The sequence below is a fragment of the Nocardioides sp. cx-169 genome, assembly GCF_021083605.1.
Lineage (GTDB): Bacteria > Actinomycetota > Actinomycetes > Propionibacteriales > Nocardioidaceae > Nocardioides.
The window spans coordinates 406876-425586 of sequence record NZ_JAJNRO010000002.1; the positions used below are offsets into that span (position 1 = coordinate 406876).

The 18711-nt window shown below is 72.7% G+C and carries 18 protein-coding genes; 9 read left to right on the forward strand and 9 right to left on the reverse strand.

Annotation, left to right across the window (positions count from 1 at the left end):
• The first annotated feature begins 19 nt into the window (after window positions 1–19).
• The 4 genes from LRP67_RS03180 to pknB are packed head-to-tail and all read left to right on the forward strand — an operon-like array spanning window position 20 to window position 6066.
• Window positions 20–1387 (forward strand): FtsW/RodA/SpoVE family cell cycle protein, encoded by a 1368-nt coding sequence (locus tag LRP67_RS03180; RefSeq protein WP_231268742.1) that lies wholly within the window; start codon window positions 20–22, stop codon window positions 1385–1387.
• Complete coding sequence (locus LRP67_RS03185) at window positions 1384–2853, forward strand: penicillin-binding protein 2 (RefSeq protein WP_231268743.1); 1470 nt, start codon at window positions 1384–1386, stop codon at window positions 2851–2853. The genes LRP67_RS03180 and LRP67_RS03185 overlap by 4 nt, the downstream gene beginning before the upstream one ends.
• Window positions 2846–4270, forward strand: a complete 1425-nt coding sequence (locus LRP67_RS03190; protein WP_231268744.1) for a serine/threonine-protein kinase — start codon at window positions 2846–2848, stop codon at window positions 4268–4270. The genes LRP67_RS03185 and LRP67_RS03190 overlap by 8 nt, the downstream gene beginning before the upstream one ends.
• Complete coding sequence (pknB, locus tag LRP67_RS03195) at window positions 4267–6066, forward strand: Stk1 family PASTA domain-containing Ser/Thr kinase (RefSeq protein ID WP_231268745.1); 1800 nt, start codon at window positions 4267–4269, stop codon at window positions 6064–6066. The genes LRP67_RS03190 and pknB overlap by 4 nt, the downstream gene beginning before the upstream one ends.
• Here the strand turns inward: pknB and LRP67_RS03200 are convergent.
• On the reverse strand, window positions 6063–6854 hold the full coding sequence (locus LRP67_RS03200) for a DUF881 domain-containing protein (RefSeq protein WP_231268746.1): 792 nt from the start codon (window positions 6852–6854) through the stop codon (window positions 6063–6065). The genes pknB and LRP67_RS03200 overlap by 4 nt on opposite strands.
• On the opposite strand from LRP67_RS03200, the gene LRP67_RS03205 reads away from it, so the two are divergent.
• Window positions 6853–7374 carry a cell division protein CrgA gene (locus LRP67_RS03205; protein ID WP_231268747.1) on the forward strand — a complete coding sequence of 174 codons (522 nt, stop codon included), beginning with the start codon at window positions 6853–6855 and terminating at the stop codon, window positions 7372–7374. The two genes, LRP67_RS03200 and LRP67_RS03205, sit on opposite strands and share 2 nt — an antisense overlap.
• 69 nt (window positions 7375–7443) lie before the next feature.
• Here LRP67_RS03205 and LRP67_RS03210 read toward each other — a convergent pair whose 3' ends face one another.
• The 3 genes from LRP67_RS03210 to LRP67_RS03220 all read right to left on the reverse strand — a co-directional run bounded on the left by LRP67_RS03210 (window position 7444) and on the right by LRP67_RS03220 (window position 9416).
• Window positions 7444–7821 (reverse strand): MarR family winged helix-turn-helix transcriptional regulator, encoded by a 378-nt coding sequence (locus LRP67_RS03210; protein ID WP_231268748.1) that lies wholly within the window; start codon window positions 7819–7821, stop codon window positions 7444–7446.
• Window positions 7822–7965: 144 nt separating this feature from the next.
• Complete coding sequence (locus LRP67_RS03215) at window positions 7966–8790, reverse strand: rhomboid family intramembrane serine protease (protein ID WP_231268749.1); 825 nt, start codon at window positions 8788–8790, stop codon at window positions 7966–7968.
• A gap of 113 nt (window positions 8791–8903) precedes the next feature.
• A complete protein-coding gene (locus tag LRP67_RS03220) occupies window positions 8904–9416 on the reverse strand; it encodes a peptidylprolyl isomerase (RefSeq protein WP_231241213.1) in 513 nt (170 codons plus the stop codon).
• A 170-nt stretch (window positions 9417–9586) separates the two neighbouring features.
• On the opposite strand from LRP67_RS03220, the gene LRP67_RS03225 reads away from it, so the two are divergent.
• On the forward strand, window positions 9587–10228 hold the full coding sequence (locus LRP67_RS03225; protein WP_231268750.1) for a DLW-39 family protein: 642 nt from the start codon (window positions 9587–9589) through the stop codon (window positions 10226–10228).
• A gap of 50 nt (window positions 10229–10278) precedes the next feature.
• On the opposite strand, the gene LRP67_RS03230 is transcribed toward LRP67_RS03225, so the two are convergent.
• From LRP67_RS03230 to LRP67_RS03245, 4 genes are read right to left on the reverse strand one after another with little or no spacing between them, the layout of a single operon-like run.
• The gene (locus LRP67_RS03230; RefSeq protein WP_231268751.1) at window positions 10279–11310 is read right to left on the reverse strand and encodes a 1-acyl-sn-glycerol-3-phosphate acyltransferase; all 1032 of its coding nucleotides are present in this window, start codon (window positions 11308–11310) and stop codon (window positions 10279–10281) included.
• 7 nt (window positions 11311–11317) lie between these two features.
• Entirely contained in the window at window positions 11318–12142 is an 825-nt protein-coding gene (locus LRP67_RS03235; protein ID WP_231268752.1) for a patatin-like phospholipase family protein, read from the reverse strand.
• Window positions 12143–12146: 4 nt separating this feature from the next.
• The gene (locus tag LRP67_RS03240; RefSeq protein WP_231268753.1) at window positions 12147–12503 is read right to left on the reverse strand and encodes a DUF3817 domain-containing protein; all 357 of its coding nucleotides are present in this window, start codon (window positions 12501–12503) and stop codon (window positions 12147–12149) included.
• Window positions 12500–13249: an SURF1 family protein gene (locus LRP67_RS03245; protein ID WP_231268754.1), complete on the reverse strand. Its 750-nt coding sequence runs from the start codon at window positions 13247–13249 to the stop codon at window positions 12500–12502. Before LRP67_RS03245 ends, LRP67_RS03240 begins: the two co-directional genes overlap by 4 nt.
• A 95-nt stretch (window positions 13250–13344) precedes the next feature.
• On the opposite strand from LRP67_RS03245, the gene LRP67_RS03250 reads away from it, so the two are divergent.
• Genes LRP67_RS03250 through LRP67_RS03260 form a run of 3 tightly spaced genes read left to right on the forward strand, consistent with a single transcriptional unit; the run spans window position 13345 to window position 17796 of the window.
• Window positions 13345–14310 (forward strand): MoxR family ATPase, encoded by a 966-nt coding sequence (locus tag LRP67_RS03250; RefSeq protein WP_231268755.1) that lies wholly within the window; start codon window positions 13345–13347, stop codon window positions 14308–14310.
• Window positions 14303–15508, forward strand: coding sequence for a DUF58 domain-containing protein (locus LRP67_RS03255; RefSeq protein ID WP_231268756.1), 1206 nt, complete (start codon window positions 14303–14305; stop codon window positions 15506–15508). The genes LRP67_RS03250 and LRP67_RS03255 overlap by 8 nt, the downstream gene beginning before the upstream one ends.
• Window positions 15505–17796 carry a transglutaminase domain-containing protein gene (locus LRP67_RS03260; protein WP_231268757.1) on the forward strand — a complete coding sequence of 764 codons (2292 nt, stop codon included), beginning with the start codon at window positions 15505–15507 and terminating at the stop codon, window positions 17794–17796. Before LRP67_RS03255 ends, LRP67_RS03260 begins: the two co-directional genes overlap by 4 nt.
• A 24-nt stretch (window positions 17797–17820) precedes the next feature.
• On the opposite strand, the gene LRP67_RS03265 is transcribed toward LRP67_RS03260, so the two are convergent.
• On the reverse strand, window positions 17821–18705 hold the full coding sequence (locus LRP67_RS03265; RefSeq protein WP_231268758.1) for a hypothetical protein: 885 nt from the start codon (window positions 18703–18705) through the stop codon (window positions 17821–17823).
• Window positions 18706–18711: the final 6 nt, after the last annotated feature.

The window sequence follows — 18711 nt, forward strand, 5'->3', positions numbered from 1 at the left end:
GTCACAGCAGTCCGCCCTCATGGGGTTCGTCCACCGCCGCCGCCGGGGAGCCGAGCTCTTCCTGCTCGTCCTCGCGCTCGGCGTCGGCATCGGCGCCTACGCCGCGGTCGGGATCGGCGTCGAGGGCAAGGTGCCGGTCGACATCCTCGGCTACGGCGGCTGGCTGGCCGCGCTGCTGATCGGCGCCCACGTCGCGGTCCGCCTGGTCGCGCCGTACGCCGACCCGGTGCTGCTGCCCGTGGTGGCGGCGCTCAACGGCCTCGGGCTGGCGGTGATCCACCGGCTGGACCTCGCCGAGGGCACGACGTTCGCGCGCCAGCAGCTGACCTGGATGACGCTCGGCGTCCTGCTCTTCGTGGGGACCCTGGTGCTGCTGCGCGACCACCGCGTCCTGACCCGGTTCACCTACACCTTCGGGATGCTGGCGATCCTGCTGCTGCTCCTGCCCATGGTCCCCGGCGTGGGCAAGACCATCAACGGCGCCAGGATCTGGATCGGCGTCGGCCCGTTCAGCTTCCAGCCCGGCGAGGTCGCCAAGGTGCTGCTGGTCGTCGCCTTCGCCGGCTACCTCGTCCTGCACCGCGACGCGCTCGCGCTCGCGGGGCGGCGGGTGCTCTTCGTCGACCTGCCGCGCGGTCGCGACCTGGGGCCGATCCTCGTGATGTGGCTGGTCAGCCTCGGCATCCTGGTCTTCCAGAGGGACCTCGGCTCCAGCCTGCTCTTCTTCGGGCTGTTCCTGATCATGCTCTACGTCGCGACCGAGCGGCCGGGGTGGCTGCTGGTCGGCGGCAGCCTGTTCATGGTGGGCGCGTTCGTCGCGTCCCGGATCTTCGCCCACGTCCAGAGCCGGGTCGACCTGTGGATCAGCCCGTTCTCCCACTACGGCGAGGGCACCGACGACCGGGGCCGGCAGATCGTCGAGACCATGTTCGGCATGGCGTGGGGCGGCCTGATCGGGCGCGGCTTCGGCGAGGGCGACCCGACCCGCATCAGCTACGCGGAGTCCGACTTCATCATGGGCGCGATCGGCGAGGAGCTGGGCCTGACCGGGATCATCGCGGTCCTGCTCATGTACGGCCTGATCGTCGAGCGCGCGCTCCGCAGCGCGCTGATCTCGCGAGACGGCTTCGGCAAGCTCGTGGCGACCGGCCTGGCCGGCGTCTTCGCGCTGCAGGTCTTCGTCGTCGTCGGCGGGGTCACCCGGCTGATCCCGCTCACCGGCCTCACCACCCCGTTCCTGTCCTACGGCGGCTCGTCCCTGGTGGCCAACTGGGTCATCATCGCGCTGCTCCTGCGCATCTCCGACCAGGCCCGGCGCCCGATCCCGGACCTCTCCGGCGAGGGCGACGTGCCAGACGAGCAGTCCACCCAGGTGATCAAGCTGTGAACAAGCCCATCCGGACGATCTCGATCTTCTGCCTCTTCCTGTTCGTCGCCTTGATGCTCAACGCGACCTACCTGCAGTTCTGGAAGGCCGACGAGCTCAACGAGGACGCGCGCAACCGCCGGGTGATCGAGGCGTCGTACTCACGCGAGCGGGGCGCGATCCTGGTCGGGCGCGAGCCGGTCGCCGAGAGCGTGCCGAGCGAGGACCGCTTCGAGTTCCAGCGCGTCTACCCCGAGCCGTTCCGCTACGCCCCCGTCACCGGCTACTTCTCCTTCTTCAGCCAGACCGGCGTCGAGCGCTCCGAGAACGAGGTGCTCTCCGGCGAGGACCCGCGGCTGTTCGTCACCAAGCTGGTCGACCTGCTGACCAACAAGGCCAACAAGGGCGGCAGCGTCCAGCTCACGCTCGACCCCGAGGCCCAGACCGCCGCCTACGACGGCCTCAACGCGCTGCCCGGCAACGTCGAGGGATCGGTCGTGGCGCTCGACCCCGGGACCGGCAAGATCCTCGCGATGGTGTCGCTGCCGACCTACGACCCCAACCGGCTCGCCTCCCACGACCTGGAGGAGGTGAGCAGGACCTACGACCGGCTGCTCGCCGACGAGTCCGAGCCGCTGCTCAACCGCGGCATCCAGAAGACGCTCCCGCCGGGCTCGACGTTCAAGCTCGTCACCGCGGCGGCCGCGATCGAGAGCGGCGGCTACACCGCCGACGACCTGGTCCCGGGCGGAGCCACCTACCAGCTGCCCCAGACGTCCGGCGAGAGCGGCGTCATCGACAACGAGGGACGCGACTGCGGCAGCGGCCGCATCCCGTTCGAGCAGGCGATGGAGAACTCCTGCAACACCACCTTCGCGGCGCTGGCCGTCGAGGTGGGCGCGGAGGCGATGGCCAAGCAGGCCGAGGCGTTCGGCTTCAACAGCGTCTACCTCGAGGACCTGAGCCCCCAGGCGAAGTCCGACTTCCCGGCCGAGATGAACCCGCCGCAGACCGGCCAGGCGGGGATCGGGCAGTTCGAGGTGCGGTCCACCCCCCTGCAGATGGCCATGGTGGCAGCCGGGATCGCCAACAACGGCGTGGTCATGCGGCCCTACGTCGTCGATGAGGTCCAGTCGGCCGAGTACGACGTCCTCGAGAAGACCGAGGGCAGCGAGCTTTCCCAGGCGGTGTCCTCGGCCACGGCCGCGGACCTGACCCAGCTGCTCGTCGCCACCGTCGACAGCGGCACCGCCTCGCCGGCGGCCATCGACGGGGTCTCCGTCGCAGGCAAGACCGGCACCGCCCAGAGCGGTCAGGACGACGTGCCGCCGTACGCCTGGTTCGTGTCCTTCGCGCCCGCCGAGGACCCCGAGGTCGCGGTCGCGGTGATGATCGAGTCGGCCGACATCCCGCGCGGCGAGATCGCGGGCGGCCAGCTCGGCGGGCCGATCGCCAAGGCCGTGATGGAGGCGATCATCGATGACTGACAGCGACGGCACCACGGGCACCCCCGAGACGCCGGAGCGGTTCGCCGACGACGCGCGCCGCTACCGCCTCGACTCCCGGATCGCGACCGGCGGCATGGGCGAGGTGTGGCGCGCGACCGACACCACGCTGGGCCGCGAGGTCGCGGTCAAGCTGCTCAAGCACGAGTACGCCGACGACCCGACGTTCCGCTCCCGCTTCGAGGCCGAGGCGCAGCATGCCGCGGCACTGCACCACTCGGGGATCGCGGGGGTCTACGACTTCGGCGAGGCCATGCTGCCGGGCACCGCCGACGGCTCGGGCTCGCCACGGCCCTACCTGGTGATGGAGCTCGTCGACGGCAAGCCGCTCTCCGACCTGCTGCGCGGTGGCCGCCCGCTCGATCCCGAGGTGGCCCGCGACCTGCTGGCGCAGGCCGCCGACGCGGTCGCGGTCGCCCACCGGGCCGGGATCGTCCATCGCGACATCAAGCCGGCCAACCTGCTGGTCACCCCGGACCGGACGATCAAGATCACCGACTTCGGGATCGCCCGTGCCGCCGACGGCGTCGGCATCACCCAGACCGGCCAGGTGATGGGCACGCCGCAGTACATCTCGCCGGAGCAGGCGCGCGGCAACCCCGCGACCCCGGCCTCCGACGTCTACTCGCTCGGGGTCGTCGCGTTCGAGTGCCTCGCCGGCCACCGGCCGTTCGAGGCGGAGTCGCCCATCGCCACCGCCCTGGCCCACCTGCAGCAGCCGGTGCCCGACCTGCCCGAGGACGTGCCTGCCGACCTCGCCGCCGTGGTACGCCGGGCGCTCAGCAAGGAGCCCGCGGAGCGCTACCCCGACGCGGCGGCGTTCGCACGCGCGCTGCGCGATCCGGCCACCGAGGTCATGGCCGCGCCGGCCACGCAGAGCACGCAGTTGCTGGCCCCGGTGGCAGCAGAAGCGGACCCCACGGTCGCGACGCCGGTGCCGCCGCCCTCTCCCGACGACCGCCGCCGCCGGCCGTGGGGCGTCATCCTGGCGGTGCTGCTGCTCCTGGCGGCCGCGGCCGCGGTGTTCCTTGTGGTCACCGGCGGAGACGACGAGCCCGACGACACGCCGCCGTCCCAGACGCCCACGTCCGAGCCCACCGCCGACCGGACGCCCACGCGGGAGCCCAGCGAGAGAGAGCCCGAGTCGGAGGAGCCCGAGCCGACCCCCACGCGCGAGACGCCGTCCGAGACCCCGTCACAGACTCCCACTGAGACCCCCTCGCCGACCCCGAGCGAGACCCCGTCCCCGACGCCGTCGCCGACGCCGTCCGAGACCCCGAGCGAGACCCCGTCGGAGACCCCCAGCAGCGAGCCCGCCACGTCGACGTCCTCGGCGGACGCCTCGCAGTCGTCCGCCGAGCAGCGCGAGCAGAACCCCGAGGGAGATCCCACCCGATGAGCAACTCACAGCCGACAGTGGTCGGCGGCCGGTACGAGCTCGGTGAGCTCCTCGGCCGCGGCGGCATGGCTGAGGTCCGCAAGGGCGTCGACACGCGGCTGGGCCGCGTGGTCGCGGTCAAGCGGCTGCGGACCGACCTGGCGAGCGACGCGACGTTCCAGGCGCGCTTCCGCCGGGAGGCGCAGTCCTCCGCGTCGCTCAACCACCCCTCCATCGTCGCGGTCTACGACACCGGCGAGGAGCCCGCGAGCGACGGATCCGGGGTGGCGCAGCCCTACATCGTCATGGAGTTCGTCGCCGGCCGCACGCTGCGCGACATCCTGCGCGAGGGGCGCAAGATCCTGCCCGAGCGGGCGCTCGAGATCACCAGCGGCGTGCTCTCCGCCCTGGACTACAGCCACCGCGCGGGGATCATCCACCGCGACATCAAGCCCGGCAACGTCATGCTCACCCCGAGCGGCGACGTGAAGGTGATGGACTTCGGCATCGCGCGGGCGATCAGCGACGCCTCCTCCACGATGACCCAGACCGCGGCCGTGGTCGGCACCGCGCAGTACCTCTCCCCCGAGCAGGCCCGAGGCGAGACCGTCGACTCGCGCTCCGACGTCTACTCCACCGGCTGCCTGCTCTACGAGCTCCTCACCGGGCGGCCGCCGTTCGTCGGCGACAGCCCGGTCGCCGTGGCCTACCAGCACGTGCGGGAGCAGGCGGCCCCGCCGTCGGACCACGACACCGACCTGCCGCCCGAGGTCGATGCCATCGTCATGAAGGCGCTGACCAAGCGGCTCGAGGACCGCTACCAGTCGGCCGCCGAGATGCGCGCCGACATCGAGCGCTACCTCGCCGGTGTCCCGGTCCAGGCGACGGTCCCGCCGCCGCCGGACCACACCATGGTCGCCGGTACGGCGGTCGCGCCGACGACGACGCTCCCCACCGCGGTCGCACCGCGCCCGCCGCTGAGCGCCGACAACGACGAGGAGCGCGGCAGCCGGACGGGCCTGCTGTGGCTCCTCGGCATCCTCGCCCTGGTCCTCATCGTCGCCGGTGCGGCCTTCATCCCGCGGCTCTTCGAGAGCCCTCCGGAGCAGACCCAGGTGCCGCGACTGGTCGGGCTCACCTACGACGAGGCGCTCCTCGAGATCGCCGACGCCGGGCTGGCCAAGGGCGACGTGTCGTACGCGCCCGACGACACGGTGCGCGAGAACCACGTCATCAGCCAGGACCCCAACACCGACCAGTTCGTCGCCCCCGGGACCGCGGTGGACCTGGTGATCTCCAACGGCAAGCCGCTGGTGAGCGTCCCCTCGGTCGCCGGCCAGCTGCGCAAGGACGCCGTCGCCCAGCTCAAGGCGCTCAAGCTCAACGCCCGCCAGGTCGAACGCGACTCCGACGAGGACCGCAACGAGGTGCTCGAGACCGACCCGCCGGCCGGTCAGCAGGTCCCGGTCGGCAGCACCGTCACGATCTACTACTCCGACGGCCAGGAGAAGGTGCCGGACGTGGTGGGCGACTCACAGGCGGTGGCCGAGGAGAAGATCCGCCGGGCCGGATTCAACCCGGTGGTGCGCGAGGACCCCACGTCGACCGAGCCGGCCGGCACCGTGGTCGAGCAGATTCCCGGCAAAGGCACGCTCGCCGACGACGACGCCGACGTGATCATCTTCGTGTCGACCTACGTGGAGCCGACCCCCACGCTGCCGACCGAGCCGACCGACGTCCCGCCGACGGACGTCCCGCCCACCGACCTGCCCACCGACCCGACGATCCCGCTGCCCAGCCGCGGAGGGCGTCGCTAGGAGTCCTCCTGCTTGCGAAGCACCTCGGCGTGCTGCAGGTCGAGCAGGCCGTCGTAGGCCGGCGCCGCGACCGCGTCCTCGGTCTCGAGGTCCCAGCCGACCGAGATGTCGGGCAGCTCGGCACGCTGCAGGTAGTAGTCGACGTCGACGTCGCCGAGCACGGTGTCGCTGAGCGTGCTCGGGTCGCCGACGGCCTGGATGACGTAGGGCTGGGCGTAGGGCACGCCCTGGAGGAGCACGGCGTTGCCGTGGCACTTGATGCCGGTGGTGCTGACCACCCGCTGCCCCTGGATCGTCACGGCACTCGCACCGCCGCGCCACATCGCGTTGACGACGGCCTGGATGTCCTGCTGGTGCACGACGAGCAGGTTCAGCGCGCGGCTCGTCGAGTTGATGACGTCCTCGGGGGCGTCGGAGAGGGTGACGGTGATGCCCTCCCCGCTGCGCGGCTCGAGGCCGGCGGGGTCCTCGAGGGTCTCGATCTCGCGGCGCAGCTTGTTGACCGTGCGGTCGTTGACGCCCGCGCTGAGCGACTCCACCTCCGCGTTGAGCCGGTCGAGGCGGCCCTTGAGCGTGTCGTACTGCGTGGCCTGGGTCTGCACGAGCGCCGCCAGGTCGGTGTAGCGGCCGGGGCGCAGGTCGGTGCCCTCGCTGTTGTACGCGCTGACGGCGAACAGGCAGCCGCTGAGCAGCACGACGACCGGCGTGCCGATGCGCCACAGGCCGCGCCGAGGGCGCTGCTGCGGCGCCTCGGGGCCCGAGGGGCTCGCGTGGGAACCGGGCGTCATGGCGACTAAGGTAGCCCGCGACCCGTGGCGAGACGTCACGGAGGCGCCACCCGACGAGGAGCAGAACGTGCCCAAGCTCAAGGCCACCGATCCCTTCGCGGACCCGAGGGGCAAGCTGCTCACGCCGCGCTTCGTGGTCTCCGTGCTGCTGATGCTCCTCGGCATCGCCTGGATCGCGTACTACTACACGGCCGTCCGCGCCGAGCCCCCCCTTCCCCCGGACGGGAAGCCGAAGTTCATGGCCGACCTGGAGGACTGGAACTACCTGATCGGCTTCGGCGCGTTCTTCCTCGGCCTGATCATCGCCGCCCACCCCTCCACCCCGCTCGGTCGCGGGCGCGGCGTCGTCGTCGGCATGCTGGGCTGCTTCCTTCTCGGCCTGCTGTGGATCTGCACCTTCTACGTCATCAGCGACGACCCCTCCCGCGTGTGGGTCTTCAACGACCTGGGTCAGAAGAACCTCTTCGTCGGCATCGCGTTCATGGCCGTCGGCTTCACCTACGCCACGCGCTGGGAGTGACCTCCCGGGCCTGACCCGGCGGTCGCGGAGGCTGACCTCAGCTGGCGGCCCCGGCCTGCACCCGCTCTCTCATCCCGAGCCGTCCGGTCCGCCGGCGGGTCGGGCGGTCCACGGATCCTCGGGGAGCAGGCTGTCGGCGCACCGGTCGCCGAGCGACTGGCGCGCGACCGACACGCCGACATCACGCAGGACAGCGAGCTGCTCGGGGGTGCGCCCGTCGATCAGCAGCCGGCGTACCTCGGCGATGTGGCCCGGCGCGGCGGCCACCACCTTGTCCCAGCCCGCCTCGGTGAGCGTCGCGATGGTGCTGCGCCGGTCGTGCTCGTCGGGACGCCGGGTCACCCAGCGGCGCTGGACGAGTTCGCCGGACTCGCCGACGACATGCGCGCCGCCGCGGCGGCCCTGGCCACTGAGCACGGGCGCGACCTTGCCGCGCTGCGCCCTCACGCCGCTTGACCCTCGCCCCGAGCCCGCCTTCTCCACAGCTATCTCCACAGGTGTGGACGAGTTACACCCGTGTGGTTCTGCACAGCTGTGGAGAACCTTGTGGAGAGCGGGCTGTGGAGACGCGCGGACAGCAGGGCGCGGTGCTCAGGCGGTGAGGACGGCGGTGCGGACGATGACCGCGAGCGCGAGCAGCGCGGCGAGGACGACCAGCGCCCCGACCTGGAACTGGGTGCGGCTTTGGCGCGGTGCGTAGACCAGGGCCGCGGCGATGACGACGCCGCCGACCAGCCCGCCGAGGTGGGCCTGCCAGGAGATGAACTGCGCGCCGATGACGGTGATCACGACGTTGACGCCGATCCAGGTGAGCAGTGACTGCAGGTTGCCGCCCACCTTGAAGGCCACCACCAGCAGCGCGCCCATGAGCCCGAACACGGCGCCGGACGCACCGAGCGTGGCGCTGTGCTCGCCTGCGAGCCAGTAGACGAGGGTCGATCCGGCGAGGCCGGAGAGCAGGTAGAGCGCGAGGAAGCGGGCCCGGCCCAGCACCAGCTCCAGCTGGGGGCCGAGCGCGTAGAGCGCGACCATGTTGAACGCGATGTGCCACATCTCGACATGCGCGAACATGCTGGTGAGGAGCTGCCAGTAGGAGCCGTCGGCGACGCCGGGCACGAACTCCATGCCCGGGGCGGTGCACGTCGCCTCGGTCAGGTCGGGCCAGTAGCCGCCGCCGTCGGCGGTGAAGCAGGTGCCCAGGGGGCTGAGCGCCAGCCAGTCGATCAACTGGCTGCCCTTCCATCCCGTGGCCACGATCGTGATCCACACGAACACGTTGATCGCGATCAGCGTGATCGTGGTCGCGCCGGGGTTGGTGGAGCGCAGACCGCCGTACGCCGTACGGGCGCTGCGGGTGCCCTTCGCGCCCTCGGCCACGCACTCGGGGCACTGGAAGCCGACCGAGGCCTGGTGCATGCAGTCGGGGCAGATGACCCTGCCGCAGCGCTGGCAGTGGACGTACGACTCCCGCCCGGGGTGCCGGTAGCACGTGGATACCGGCGCCCCGGGGACGGGCGCGGGGCGCTCGCTCAGGAGCCCACGACCTCGACCGACTCGATGACGACCGCGTCGAGCGGGCGGTCACCAGCACCGGTGGGGGTGGACCCGATGGCGTCCACGACGTCGCGGGAGGCCTGGTCGGCCACCTCGCCGAAGATGGTGTGCTTGCCGTTGAGCCACGGGGTGGCGCCGAGGGTGATGAAGAACTGCGAGCCGTTGGTGCCGGGCCCGGCGTTGGCCATCGCGAGCAGGTAGGGCTTGTCGAAGACGAGCTCGGGGTGGATCTCGTCCTTGAACGTGTAGCCGGGTCCGCCGGTGCCGGTGCCGAGGGGGCAGCCGCCCTGGATCATGAAGCCCTCGATGACGCGGTGGAAGCCGAGCCCGTCGTAGAACTTGCCCGTGCGGCCGTTGCCGGCGTCGTAGTCCTTCTCACCGGTCGCCAGCCCGACGAAGTTCTCGACCGTGGCGGGCGCGTGGTTCGGGAACAGGTTGACGGTGATGTCGCCCCGGTTGGTCTTGAGGATGGCCTGCTGCTCAGCCATGACTGCCTTTCGCCTGGAGTGTCCCGGCGCGTGGAGGTGCGGGTACGCCGGTTTGCGGGATCGATCCTCGCACGCGCCGCAAGGCGCGTTGGAGCAGGTCACCCCCCTGGGGGTGACTTCGTCACCACCGGCATGGTGGGATGGCAGCACCCCACAGAAGGAGCGCTCGGATGGGACTGCGCAAGAAGAAGACGTTGATGGACCAGGCCAACGACTACGTCGAGGCGGCGAAGCCCCACGTCGAGGCGGCCTACGAGTCGGCGCGCGAGTTCGTGCAGGACACCGCCGTGCCCGCGCTCCTGGACGCCCGCGAGAAGGCCGCCCCGGTCCTCGCCGACGCCCGCGAGAAGGCCTCGGCCGCCGCCAGCGAGGCACGCGACAAGGCGGTCCCGCTGATCGCCACGGGCGCGGCGCTGGCGAGCGAGAAGGCGGCGAGCGCCAAGGCGGCCGCCGACGCGAAGGTGGCACAGCTCAAGGGCGAGCCGGAGCCGAAGAAGGGCGGCAAGCTGAAGAAGTTCGTGATCTTCGCCGCGATCGCCGGCGCGGTCGCGTTCGTCGCGAAGAAGCTGCAGGGCAGCGACTCCGCGGCCGACAACTGGCAGTCGTCGTACGTGCCGACTCCCCCGCCGACGTCGACCGAGGCCGCGGCCCCCGCCGGCGACCCGGCCCCCGCCGCCGAGCCGGTCCCCACCGACGACCCGGGCGGCTCCTCGCCCGACGAGGCCCTGGCCGACGCCGCCGAGACCCCGCACCCCGTCACCACCCCCGACGACCCGGCCGAGGTCGTGGAGGTGCAGGACCCCAAGTCCTGACCTGACCCGCACCACCGCTGACCCGTCACGAACTTCGTGACGGGTCAGCGTCATTTACGTGACGTTGGTGACGGCGGGCCGGCGGGGGCGGCGTCGTAGGCCTCGATCCAGTCGTCGATGCGCTGCCACCAGTCGAAGAGCCACTCGATGCGCTCCTCGCGACCGGCAGGGATCTCGTCGCGCGGCACGGTCCACCACCGCATCACGATCCGCTTGTCCATCGGCAGCTCGCGCCATAGGTCGCCGACGGTGAGCAGGTGGTCGAGCCCGGTGTGGGCCACGAGCACCACGTCGGCCTCCGGCGCGGCGTCCAGCGCGGCGAGGAAGCCGCCGGGCCGGGGCGCCAGGACGTTGGTCATCGCCTCCGCGCGCTGGGCCATCCGCTCCATCCCGATCCGGCGGAGCCGGTCGATCGCGCGCTGCCGCCGCGCTGGGGTGAAGTTGCCGCCCTCGGGGAAGATCACGAAGGCGTCGTTCTCGTCGAGGTCGCTGGCCAGGGCGGCGATCTGGCTCTCGAGGTCCTCGCCGGCGCCGGGGCTGGGCGAGATGAAGCGGGCCGGGACCCGGCGCAGCACCACGTCGATCATCGGGTCCCAGGCGAGCGTGTCCTTGAGCACGACCCGCGGCTCGCGGCCGTACCAGTGCATCAGCGCGTGCACCAGCGTGAACGAGTCGCCCGGCCCGGCGTGCCGGCACGCGACCAGGATCGGCCGCCCGGGGTGCGCGTCGGGGCTCGGGCCGTCGGTCTCGATGGTCAGCTTGAGCACCCGCTTCGCCTCGCGGAAGAACACCCACATCACGCCCTGCACCAGGTCGTAGTGGATCCCCTCGAAGTACGGCGTGCGGATGCGGCGCCCGAACCCGCTGGCCAGCCACAGCCCCAGCAGGACGGCCAGCATCACCGCCTCGATGCTCAGGTAGAGGACGACCACCCAGGCCAGCCGCAGCGCCCGCCACCGGCCAGGCAGCCGGAGCGACACGGCGGCCGCCACGACCAGCCACCAGGGGAGCGTGAGCCACAGCAGGACGGCCAGCAGCACCACGGCTGGCGCGACCACCACCCGCCGTACGACGCGGATCATGCGGCGCTCACAGGTGCTCGTCCAGGTAGTCGCGGGCGGCCTCGTACGTCCGCTCGATCCGGGCCTCGACGGTGCGGAAGTCGCGGGTGCCGAAGAGGGTGTCGTCGCGGGCGGACGTGCCTCGCGCCGGCAGGACGTGGCACTCGACGCCGTCGGGCAGCTCGGAGAGCTCGCGTACGAAGCGGTGCCGACGCGCGATCTCGAAGGACACCCTGGCCACCTCCCACGGTCGGCGCGGCACCGCGAGCGGCCGGTCGATGCGGCCCACCTGCAGCACGAAGACCCGGGTCGCGCCGAGCTGGACGGCCCGGCCGAGCGGGATGGAGTTGACGATCCCGCCGTCGAGGAAGTGCTCGTCGCCGACCTGGGCTGGCGGCAGCAGGCCGGGTACGGCGGCGCTCGCGACCACGGCGTCGACCACCGGGCCGGAGTCGAACCAGTGCTCGGCTGCCCGCTCGATGCTGGCCGCGACGACCTGGAGCCGCACCGGCAGCTCCTCGAAGGTGACGTCGCCGAGCTCGTCGCGCAGCCGCTGGGTCAGCGGCTCGGCGGAGTAGATGTGGGTGCCGGTGGCCACCGCCCGCCGCACCGTGCGCAGCGGCTTGTCGCCGTAGACCTCGCGGCCGGACTCGCTCGCCCCGCGCCAGAGCTCGAGCAGGCGGGGCACCACGTCCAGTGTGGGCTGGCGCGCGACCAGGGCGCCGTTGAGGGCGCCGACGCTGGTGCCGAGGACGAGCTCGGGCGTCACGTCGTGCTCGAACAGCGCCCTCAGCATGCCCACCTCGACCGCGCCCAGCACCCCGCCCCCACCGAGGACGAACGCGGTCGTCACGGGGCTAGACCGCGCTGGCGTGCGAGGACAGCTCGTCGGCGTGCTCGGCGCGCACCCGGGCGGTGGCGCGGTGCTCGGCCCAGAAGCTGAGCACCGGGACCGTGCCGCACAGCAGCGTCACGACCGTGAAGCCGAGGTCCCAGCCGGCCCTGCGGGAGAGCAGGAACGCCGTCACCAGGAAGATCATGTAGAGCCAGCCGTGGGCCACGCCGAGGTTGGTGGTGATCCAGGCGCCGGCCTCCTGCGCGCCGGAGCCGTCCTCGAACAGGTACTTCAGCGGCATCCCCACCAGGATCAACACGATCAGCAGGACGCCAACGATCGTGGCCATCACGCGGTAGCGGGTCAGAGTGCCGTTCACACCTCCGAACGTACCCGGTCCTCTGCGATTTCCGGCTCCGGGGTGAGCGACTCCTCACGCACGTAACGCCACCAGATGAAGGCCGCGAACGCGCCGAAGACCCACCACTCCAGGGCGTACAGGAAGTTGCGCAGGCCGGTGAGGCTGCCCGGGGAGGGCAGCTGCTCGAGGGTCGCGGGCTCGAGGCCGTCGAGCGGTTCGGTGGCGACACCGTAGGCGCCGTAGAGGTCCTGGTCGACGTGCTGCACCAGGTCGCCCGTGCGCATCTGCGGCAGTACGTCGTCGCGCGGGTCGTCGTCGACCTGCCCGGTGCCCTCGGTCGGCTGCAGCCAGGCGACCAGGTCGGCGGTGCCGGTCGGCGGCGCGGGGACGCCCTCGGTCGTCCGCGACCAGCCGCGCACGACGGGCAGGGCGGGGGCGTCCGCGTCCCCGACGGCGAGCGGCGTCACCACCCAGAATCCCTCCACCCCGTCGACCTCGCGGCCGGAGACGAACACCGTCGAGTCCGGCAACCAGGTGCCGGACACCTCCACCGGGTGCCCGACCTGGCCCGGCGGGAAGGGGTCGTCGCTACCCATCACGTCGGTCAGGGGCACCGGGTCGACCTGGGTCAGGTCCTTGGCCTCGGCGGCGCGCGTGCGCTGCCAGGCGTCGAACTGCCACACGCCCAACCCACCGGCGATCCCCACGCACACCAGCGCGAGCAGGTGGGCGCCGATCATCCGGGGGGTGAGGAAGGCACGCACCCCTCCAGGGTACGGACGCGGGATGAGTACCCGGCTGGCCGGGGATCCGGCCGCGAGCCCGCCCCAGGTGCCGCGACGAGCGGTAGCCTCCCGCCATGACGTTGAGCACCGAGCAGGCGCACTGGTTCCGCGCGGGGTTCACCGACATGGCCGACAACATGGGCCAGGCCCTGCTGGGCAAGGACCACGTGATCAGGCTCTCCCTCACCTGCCTGCTTTCCGAGGGCCACCTGCTGCTGGAGGACCTGCCCGGCACCGGCAAGACGATGCTCGCGCGGGCGCTGGCCAACACCGTGGAGGGCAGCCACGCGCGGATCCAGTTCACGCCCGACCTGCTCCCGACCGACGTCACCGGGGTCACGGTCTACGACCAGCAGAAGGGGACCTTCGAGTTCCACCCCGGCCCGATCTTCCACGACATCGTCCTGGCCGACGAGATCAACCGCGCCTCCCCCAAGACCCAGTCGGCGCTGCTCGAGGTGATGGAGGAGGGGCACGTCACGGTCGACGGCGTCACCCACGACGTGCCGCGGCCCTTCATGGTGATCGCCACCCAGAACCCCATCGAGCAGGCCGGCACCTACCGGCTGCCCGAGGCCCAGCTCGACCGGTTCCTGATGAAGAGCTCGGTGGGCTACCCCGACGCCGAGTCCACCGAGGAGCTGCTGCTGTCCTCCCACATCCGCGACCGGGCCGAGCTGGTCAAGCCGATCGCGACCACCGCGATGGTCGCCGAGATGTCGGCGCTGGCCGCTCAGGTGCACATCGACCGGTCGCTGGTGACCTACATCCGCCAGCTCGCCGAGGCGTCGCGCGACCTGCGCCACGTGCGCATGGGGCTCTCGGCACGCGGCTGCCTGGCGCTGGTGCGCGTGGTCAAGACCTGGGCGGCGGCCGACGGCCGTACGGCGGTCGTGCCCGAGGACATCAACACCCTCGCCGAGCCGGTGCTGTGTCACCGGCTGCTGCTGGACCCGCAGTCGCAGTTCAGCGGGGTGAGCGTCGCGGACGTCGTCGGCCAGCTGCTGGCCGCGGTGCCTCCGCCCCTCGACCGTGCCTGACCTGCGCCGCGCGGCGCGCCTCGCCCTCGCGGCCACGACCCCGGCCGGCCGGTCCGTGATCGCGCTGGGGGTCGTGAGCACGGTCGTCGCCGGCCAGGCCGGCTACGAGGAGTTCCGGCTGATCGCGATCATGTGCGGGCTCCTGGTCCTGGTCGCCCTGCTGCTCTTCGCCCTGCCCACCCGCGTGCGTGCGCGACTCGAGCTGCGCCCCGCGCACACGACCGCCGGCGAGACCGGCGCCGGCGAGCTGCGGGTCACCAACCTGCGGCTCACGCCGCTCTACCACCCGCTGGTCACGATCCCGCTGGACGCGGACCGCGACGAGCGGCGGGGCGCGCAGCGGGTGCACGTGCGGCTGCCGGTGCTGCGGCGCAACCAGCCGGTGACCGAGCAGTTCGAGGTGCCGGCCGTACGCCGGGGGGTCCTCAGGGTCGGGCCCGCGGGCGCCCGCCGTACCGACCCGCTCGGGTTCTTCCAGCGCCACGCCGCCTGGTCGGACCCCGCCGAGCTGCTCGTGCGGCCACGGATGGTCTCGGTCGAGGGGCTGGGCCCCGGCTCGGTGAAGGACCTCGAGGGCACGCCCAGCGACCAGGTGTCGATGAGCGACCTGGCCTTCCACGCCCTGCGCGAGTACGTGCGCGGCGACGACCTGCGCCACGTCCACTGGCGCTCGTCGGCGCGAGCCGGGCGCCTGTACGTCCGGCAGTACCACGACACCCGGCGCACCCACGCCGTCGTCCTGGTCGACGACACCCGCTCGGCCTACGCCGACCCCGAGGACTTCGAGCTGGCGTTGCAGATCGCGGCGTCGGTGGTCATGAGGGTGGCGCTCGACGAGTTCGACCTGAGCCTGGTCTGTGGTCCCCAGCAGCTCTCGGGTGCGGCCCAGCACGTGCTGGACGCGTTCTGCTTCTCCGAGCTGGCCGCGGGGGACCTGGTGGTCTCGGCGCGTACGGCGGCGCACCTCGCGCCCGACGCCAGCCAGCTCATCGTGGTGTCCGGCAGCCGGCTGGACACCGACCTGCTGCCCGCGGTGCGCGACGCGTTCCCCGACGACGTGCGGTTCCTGGGCTTCCGCGCCGACCCGGACGCCGACCCGGACGCGCCCGGCGCGCAGGGCCCGCAGCTGGTCACCGTCGACGCGCTGGAGCGGCTGCCCGGCCTACTGGCCTCGCACGTGCGCGGGATCGTGCTGTGAGCGCCCCCGACCTGACGCCGCACCTGCGGCCCACCCCCCGGCCGCGGACCCCACCGCGCGAGCCGGCCGTGCAGCCCTTCCACGTCTGGGACCTGGTGCTGGTCTTCGGCCTCACCGCGATCGCGCTGGTCGGCTGGGAGTCGACCTTCCGCGGGCCCGGCTGGTGGGTCGCGGGCGGGTTGGCGGCACTGACCGGCATCCTCGTCGCGGTCACGGTGGTCTCCGCCCGCGGCGGCGTGGAGATCGTGACCCTGGTGCTGCTCATCGGCTACTACCTGGCCTCCGGGCCGATCGTCGACGGCACCCTGCGCCTCGACGGCCTGCGCACGCTCGAGTCCGGGGTCCGCGCCAACGCCGAGGGTTGGCCGATCCTGCTCGGCACGCACCCCCCGATCGACGGCTCCGGCGCGGTGCTGATCGCGCCGGTGCTGCTCAGCCTCACCTCGGCCGGTGTCGGCGCCGCCCTCGCCCTGCGCAGCACCCGCGCCGCGCTGCCCCTCGTGCCCCCCACGCTCATGCTGGGCGCGGTGCTCCTGCTGGCCCAGCCGGAGCCGGTGTCGGTGCTGCTCCAAGGAGTCGGCTACGGCACCTTGGCCATGTGGTGGATGCGCTTGCGCGGCCTGCGCGTGGACGAGGCGGCCCACGGTCCCGACCCCGCGCGGGCCTGGCGGCTGGTCGGCAGCGTCGCGCTGGTGGTGGTCGTGGCGCTGGTCGCCGGACTCCTGGCCAGTACGTCGCAGCCGGACGAGCGGCTGCTGCTCAGCCGCCGCCTGGCGCCGTACGAGGTGGAGAAGCTGTCGACCCCGCTCGACGAGTTCCGCCACTACACCCGGCAGCGAGGCAAGAAGGAGGGCAACGTCTTCAACGCCAAGCTCTTCGACGTCGAGGGTGCCCCGAAGGGGTCCCGTCTGCGGCTGGCCGCCCTCGACACCTACGACGGCGCCAGTTGGCAGGCCGACAACGACACCGACCCGGAGCGCGAGGACGACCGCTTCCTGCGGCTCTCGACGACGATCGAGAACCCCTCCTCCGGCAAGGAGCGCCGGATCACGGTCCGACCGACGGCCAACTACACGATGCCGTGGGTGCCCACCCTCGGGGCGGTGCGGGCCTTCCAGTTCCTGGGGAGCGCGCGCGAGGACGCCCAGTCGCACCTGCGCTACAACCCCGCCACGCAGACCGCGGTGATGGACGACGGCCTCGAGAAGAGCGACGCCTACCTGTTCGCCACCGGGCTGACCGGGGGCCCGCTCAAGCAGTGGATGTCGCCGTCGGAGCAGCTCGACCCCGACCTCTACGACCAGGCGGCGTTCCTCCAGCCCGCGGTCGATGCCTGGGCCGTCGGCACGACCTACCCCATGCAGGCGCTCTTCCAGGTGGCCGCTCGGCTGAAGAAGGTCGGGCGCTACAGCTCCGGCTTCGCGTCCTGGGAGGCGATCTACCGACCCGGCCACGCCAAGGAGCGGCTGGGCGACGACTTCGTGCTCGGGGTCCCGACCGTCGGCGACGACGAGCAGTACGCCGCCGCCATGGCCCTCCTCGCGACACGGCTCGGGGTGCCGGCCCGGGTGGTCGTCGGGGCCGTCGTGCCCAGGTCGGGCACCATCCGCGGCAAGGACGTCCAGGCGTGGGTGGAGGTGCGCATCGAGGACGGCAGCTGGCGCACCCTGCCGACGGAGGCCTTCATGGGGAACAAGCCACCCGAGCGGTCGGCGGTGGAGCGGCCGAAGCTGCGGTCCTTCCCACCTCTTCAGCCCGAGAGCCCCAAGGTCCAGGAGCCCGAGGCAGAGGAGCCGCAGGCCGAGGAGCAGCAGGAGGAGTCGTCTCCGGACTCCGGCTCCGGCGGCGGCGGCGTGCCGTGGCGCTGGGTGGTGCTGCTGCTGCTCGTGCTGCTGCTGTCCGCCGTACCGCTCGCGAAGGTCCTACGGCGCCGGCGCCGCCTCGCCGCCCGCCGGGTCAGCGCGCGCTACGCCGGCGCCTGGCTCGAGCTGGTCGACCGCGCGCGCGACCTCGGCCACCCGGTCCCCGCCGGCCTGACCCGCCCCGCCGAGGCCCGAGTCGTGGGTGGGGCCACCGGTGACGGCTCGCTCCTGACCCTGGCCGCCGAGGCCGACTCCCGGATCTTCGGCGCCGACGAGCCGCCCGCGGCCGACGCGGCGGCGTTCTGGGCCCTCGTGCGCGACCACCGCTCCGGTCTCGCCGCCGGCGTCTCCCTCCGCCGACGGATCTGGGCCCTCTTCAGCCCCTCGTCGCTGCGCCCGCCGCCGGGTGACGCGGAGGGCAGGTAAGCCGGCCCGCACACCGAGCGGTCGCTAGGGCGCACACGCCGCGAACGGCGCGTCGCGTGCGAGGATGCGGCGCGCCGCCAGCGCGGGGTCGGTCATCGCGTAGCCGAGCCGCCCGCTCACCGGGTCGGCCACCCCCTCGGCGAACGGCGGCTCCGCCAGCCGCACCCGGGCGAACGCGTCGCCGCGCTCCGCCCCGAGCCGCACCGTCGCCAGCAGGCTCCCCAACGACACCGACCACGCCTCGAGCTCGTCCAGCTCGTCCAGCGCCGGTTCGGCCGCCGACACGCAGCCCCGCTCGACGTACGTCGACATCGCCGCGCCGCCGACCAGGTCGACGAGCACCGGCTCCGCCGCCCAGCTCGCGCCCTCGTCGGGCGCGGCCCCCACGGCCAGCACCCTGCGCTCCTCGTCCAGCACGCCGCCCGCCAGCGGGCCGACGCCGTCCGCGACCGCACGCCGTACGCCGGTCAGGTCGAGACCCTCGCGCAGCCCGGCCACCCAACCCTCGCCCGACGGGCCGGTGAAGCTCGCCTCCCAGGCGACGTCGTCCTGCGCGAACCCGTACTCGCGCAGCAGTCGCGCGTCCGAGGGGCGCAGGGCCCCCGTCGACAGCAGCGGAGCCTCCGCGAGCGCCCTGCGCCAGAAGGCCTCCCGCTCCGCGGGTCCCGAGGAGCCGGTCAGCAGCGGCGCGCCGAGCTCGAGGCGGACCCGATCGAAGTCGGTGACCGCCAGCCTCGTCGCGTCGGCGGGTACGAGCGCCATCGCCGCACGCGCCGGGTCCGGGTCGGCCTCCGGGTCGTCGGCCGGCGCGCCGGCGGAGGAGGGCGCCGGCGCCGGCGCCGGCTCGACCTCTGCGGAGCAGGCACTCAGCGCAGCCGCGACCGCGAGGGCGGCACCCCAGTACCTCACCGGGGC

Excerpts from the sequence above, each read along its gene's own strand:
- LRP67_RS03180 (WP_231268742.1), top strand. The coding sequence starts at position 20 with ATGGGGTTCGTCCACCGCCGCCGCCGGGGAGCCGAGCTCTTCCTGCTC.
- LRP67_RS03190 (WP_231268744.1), top strand. The coding sequence starts at position 2,846 with ATGACTGACAGCGACGGCACCACGGGCACCCCCGAGACGCCGGAGCGG.
- pknB (WP_231268745.1), top strand. The coding sequence starts at position 4,267 with ATGAGCAACTCACAGCCGACAGTGGTCGGCGGCCGGTACGAGCTCGGT.
- LRP67_RS03205 (WP_231268747.1), top strand. The coding sequence starts at position 6,853 with ATGGCGACTAAGGTAGCCCGCGACCCGTGGCGAGACGTCACGGAGGCG.
- LRP67_RS03200 (WP_231268746.1), bottom strand. The coding sequence starts at position 6,854 with ATGACGCCCGGTTCCCACGCGAGCCCCTCGGGCCCCGAGGCGCCGCAG.
- LRP67_RS03215 (WP_231268749.1), bottom strand. The coding sequence starts at position 8,790 with ATGCACCAGGCCTCGGTCGGCTTCCAGTGCCCCGAGTGCGTGGCCGAG.
- LRP67_RS03220 (WP_231241213.1), bottom strand. The coding sequence starts at position 9,416 with ATGGCTGAGCAGCAGGCCATCCTCAAGACCAACCGGGGCGACATCACC.
- LRP67_RS03225 (WP_231268750.1), top strand. The coding sequence starts at position 9,587 with ATGGGACTGCGCAAGAAGAAGACGTTGATGGACCAGGCCAACGACTAC.
- LRP67_RS03230 (WP_231268751.1), bottom strand. The coding sequence starts at position 11,310 with ATGATCCGCGTCGTACGGCGGGTGGTGGTCGCGCCAGCCGTGGTGCTG.
- LRP67_RS03250 (WP_231268755.1), top strand. The coding sequence starts at position 13,345 with ATGACGTTGAGCACCGAGCAGGCGCACTGGTTCCGCGCGGGGTTCACC.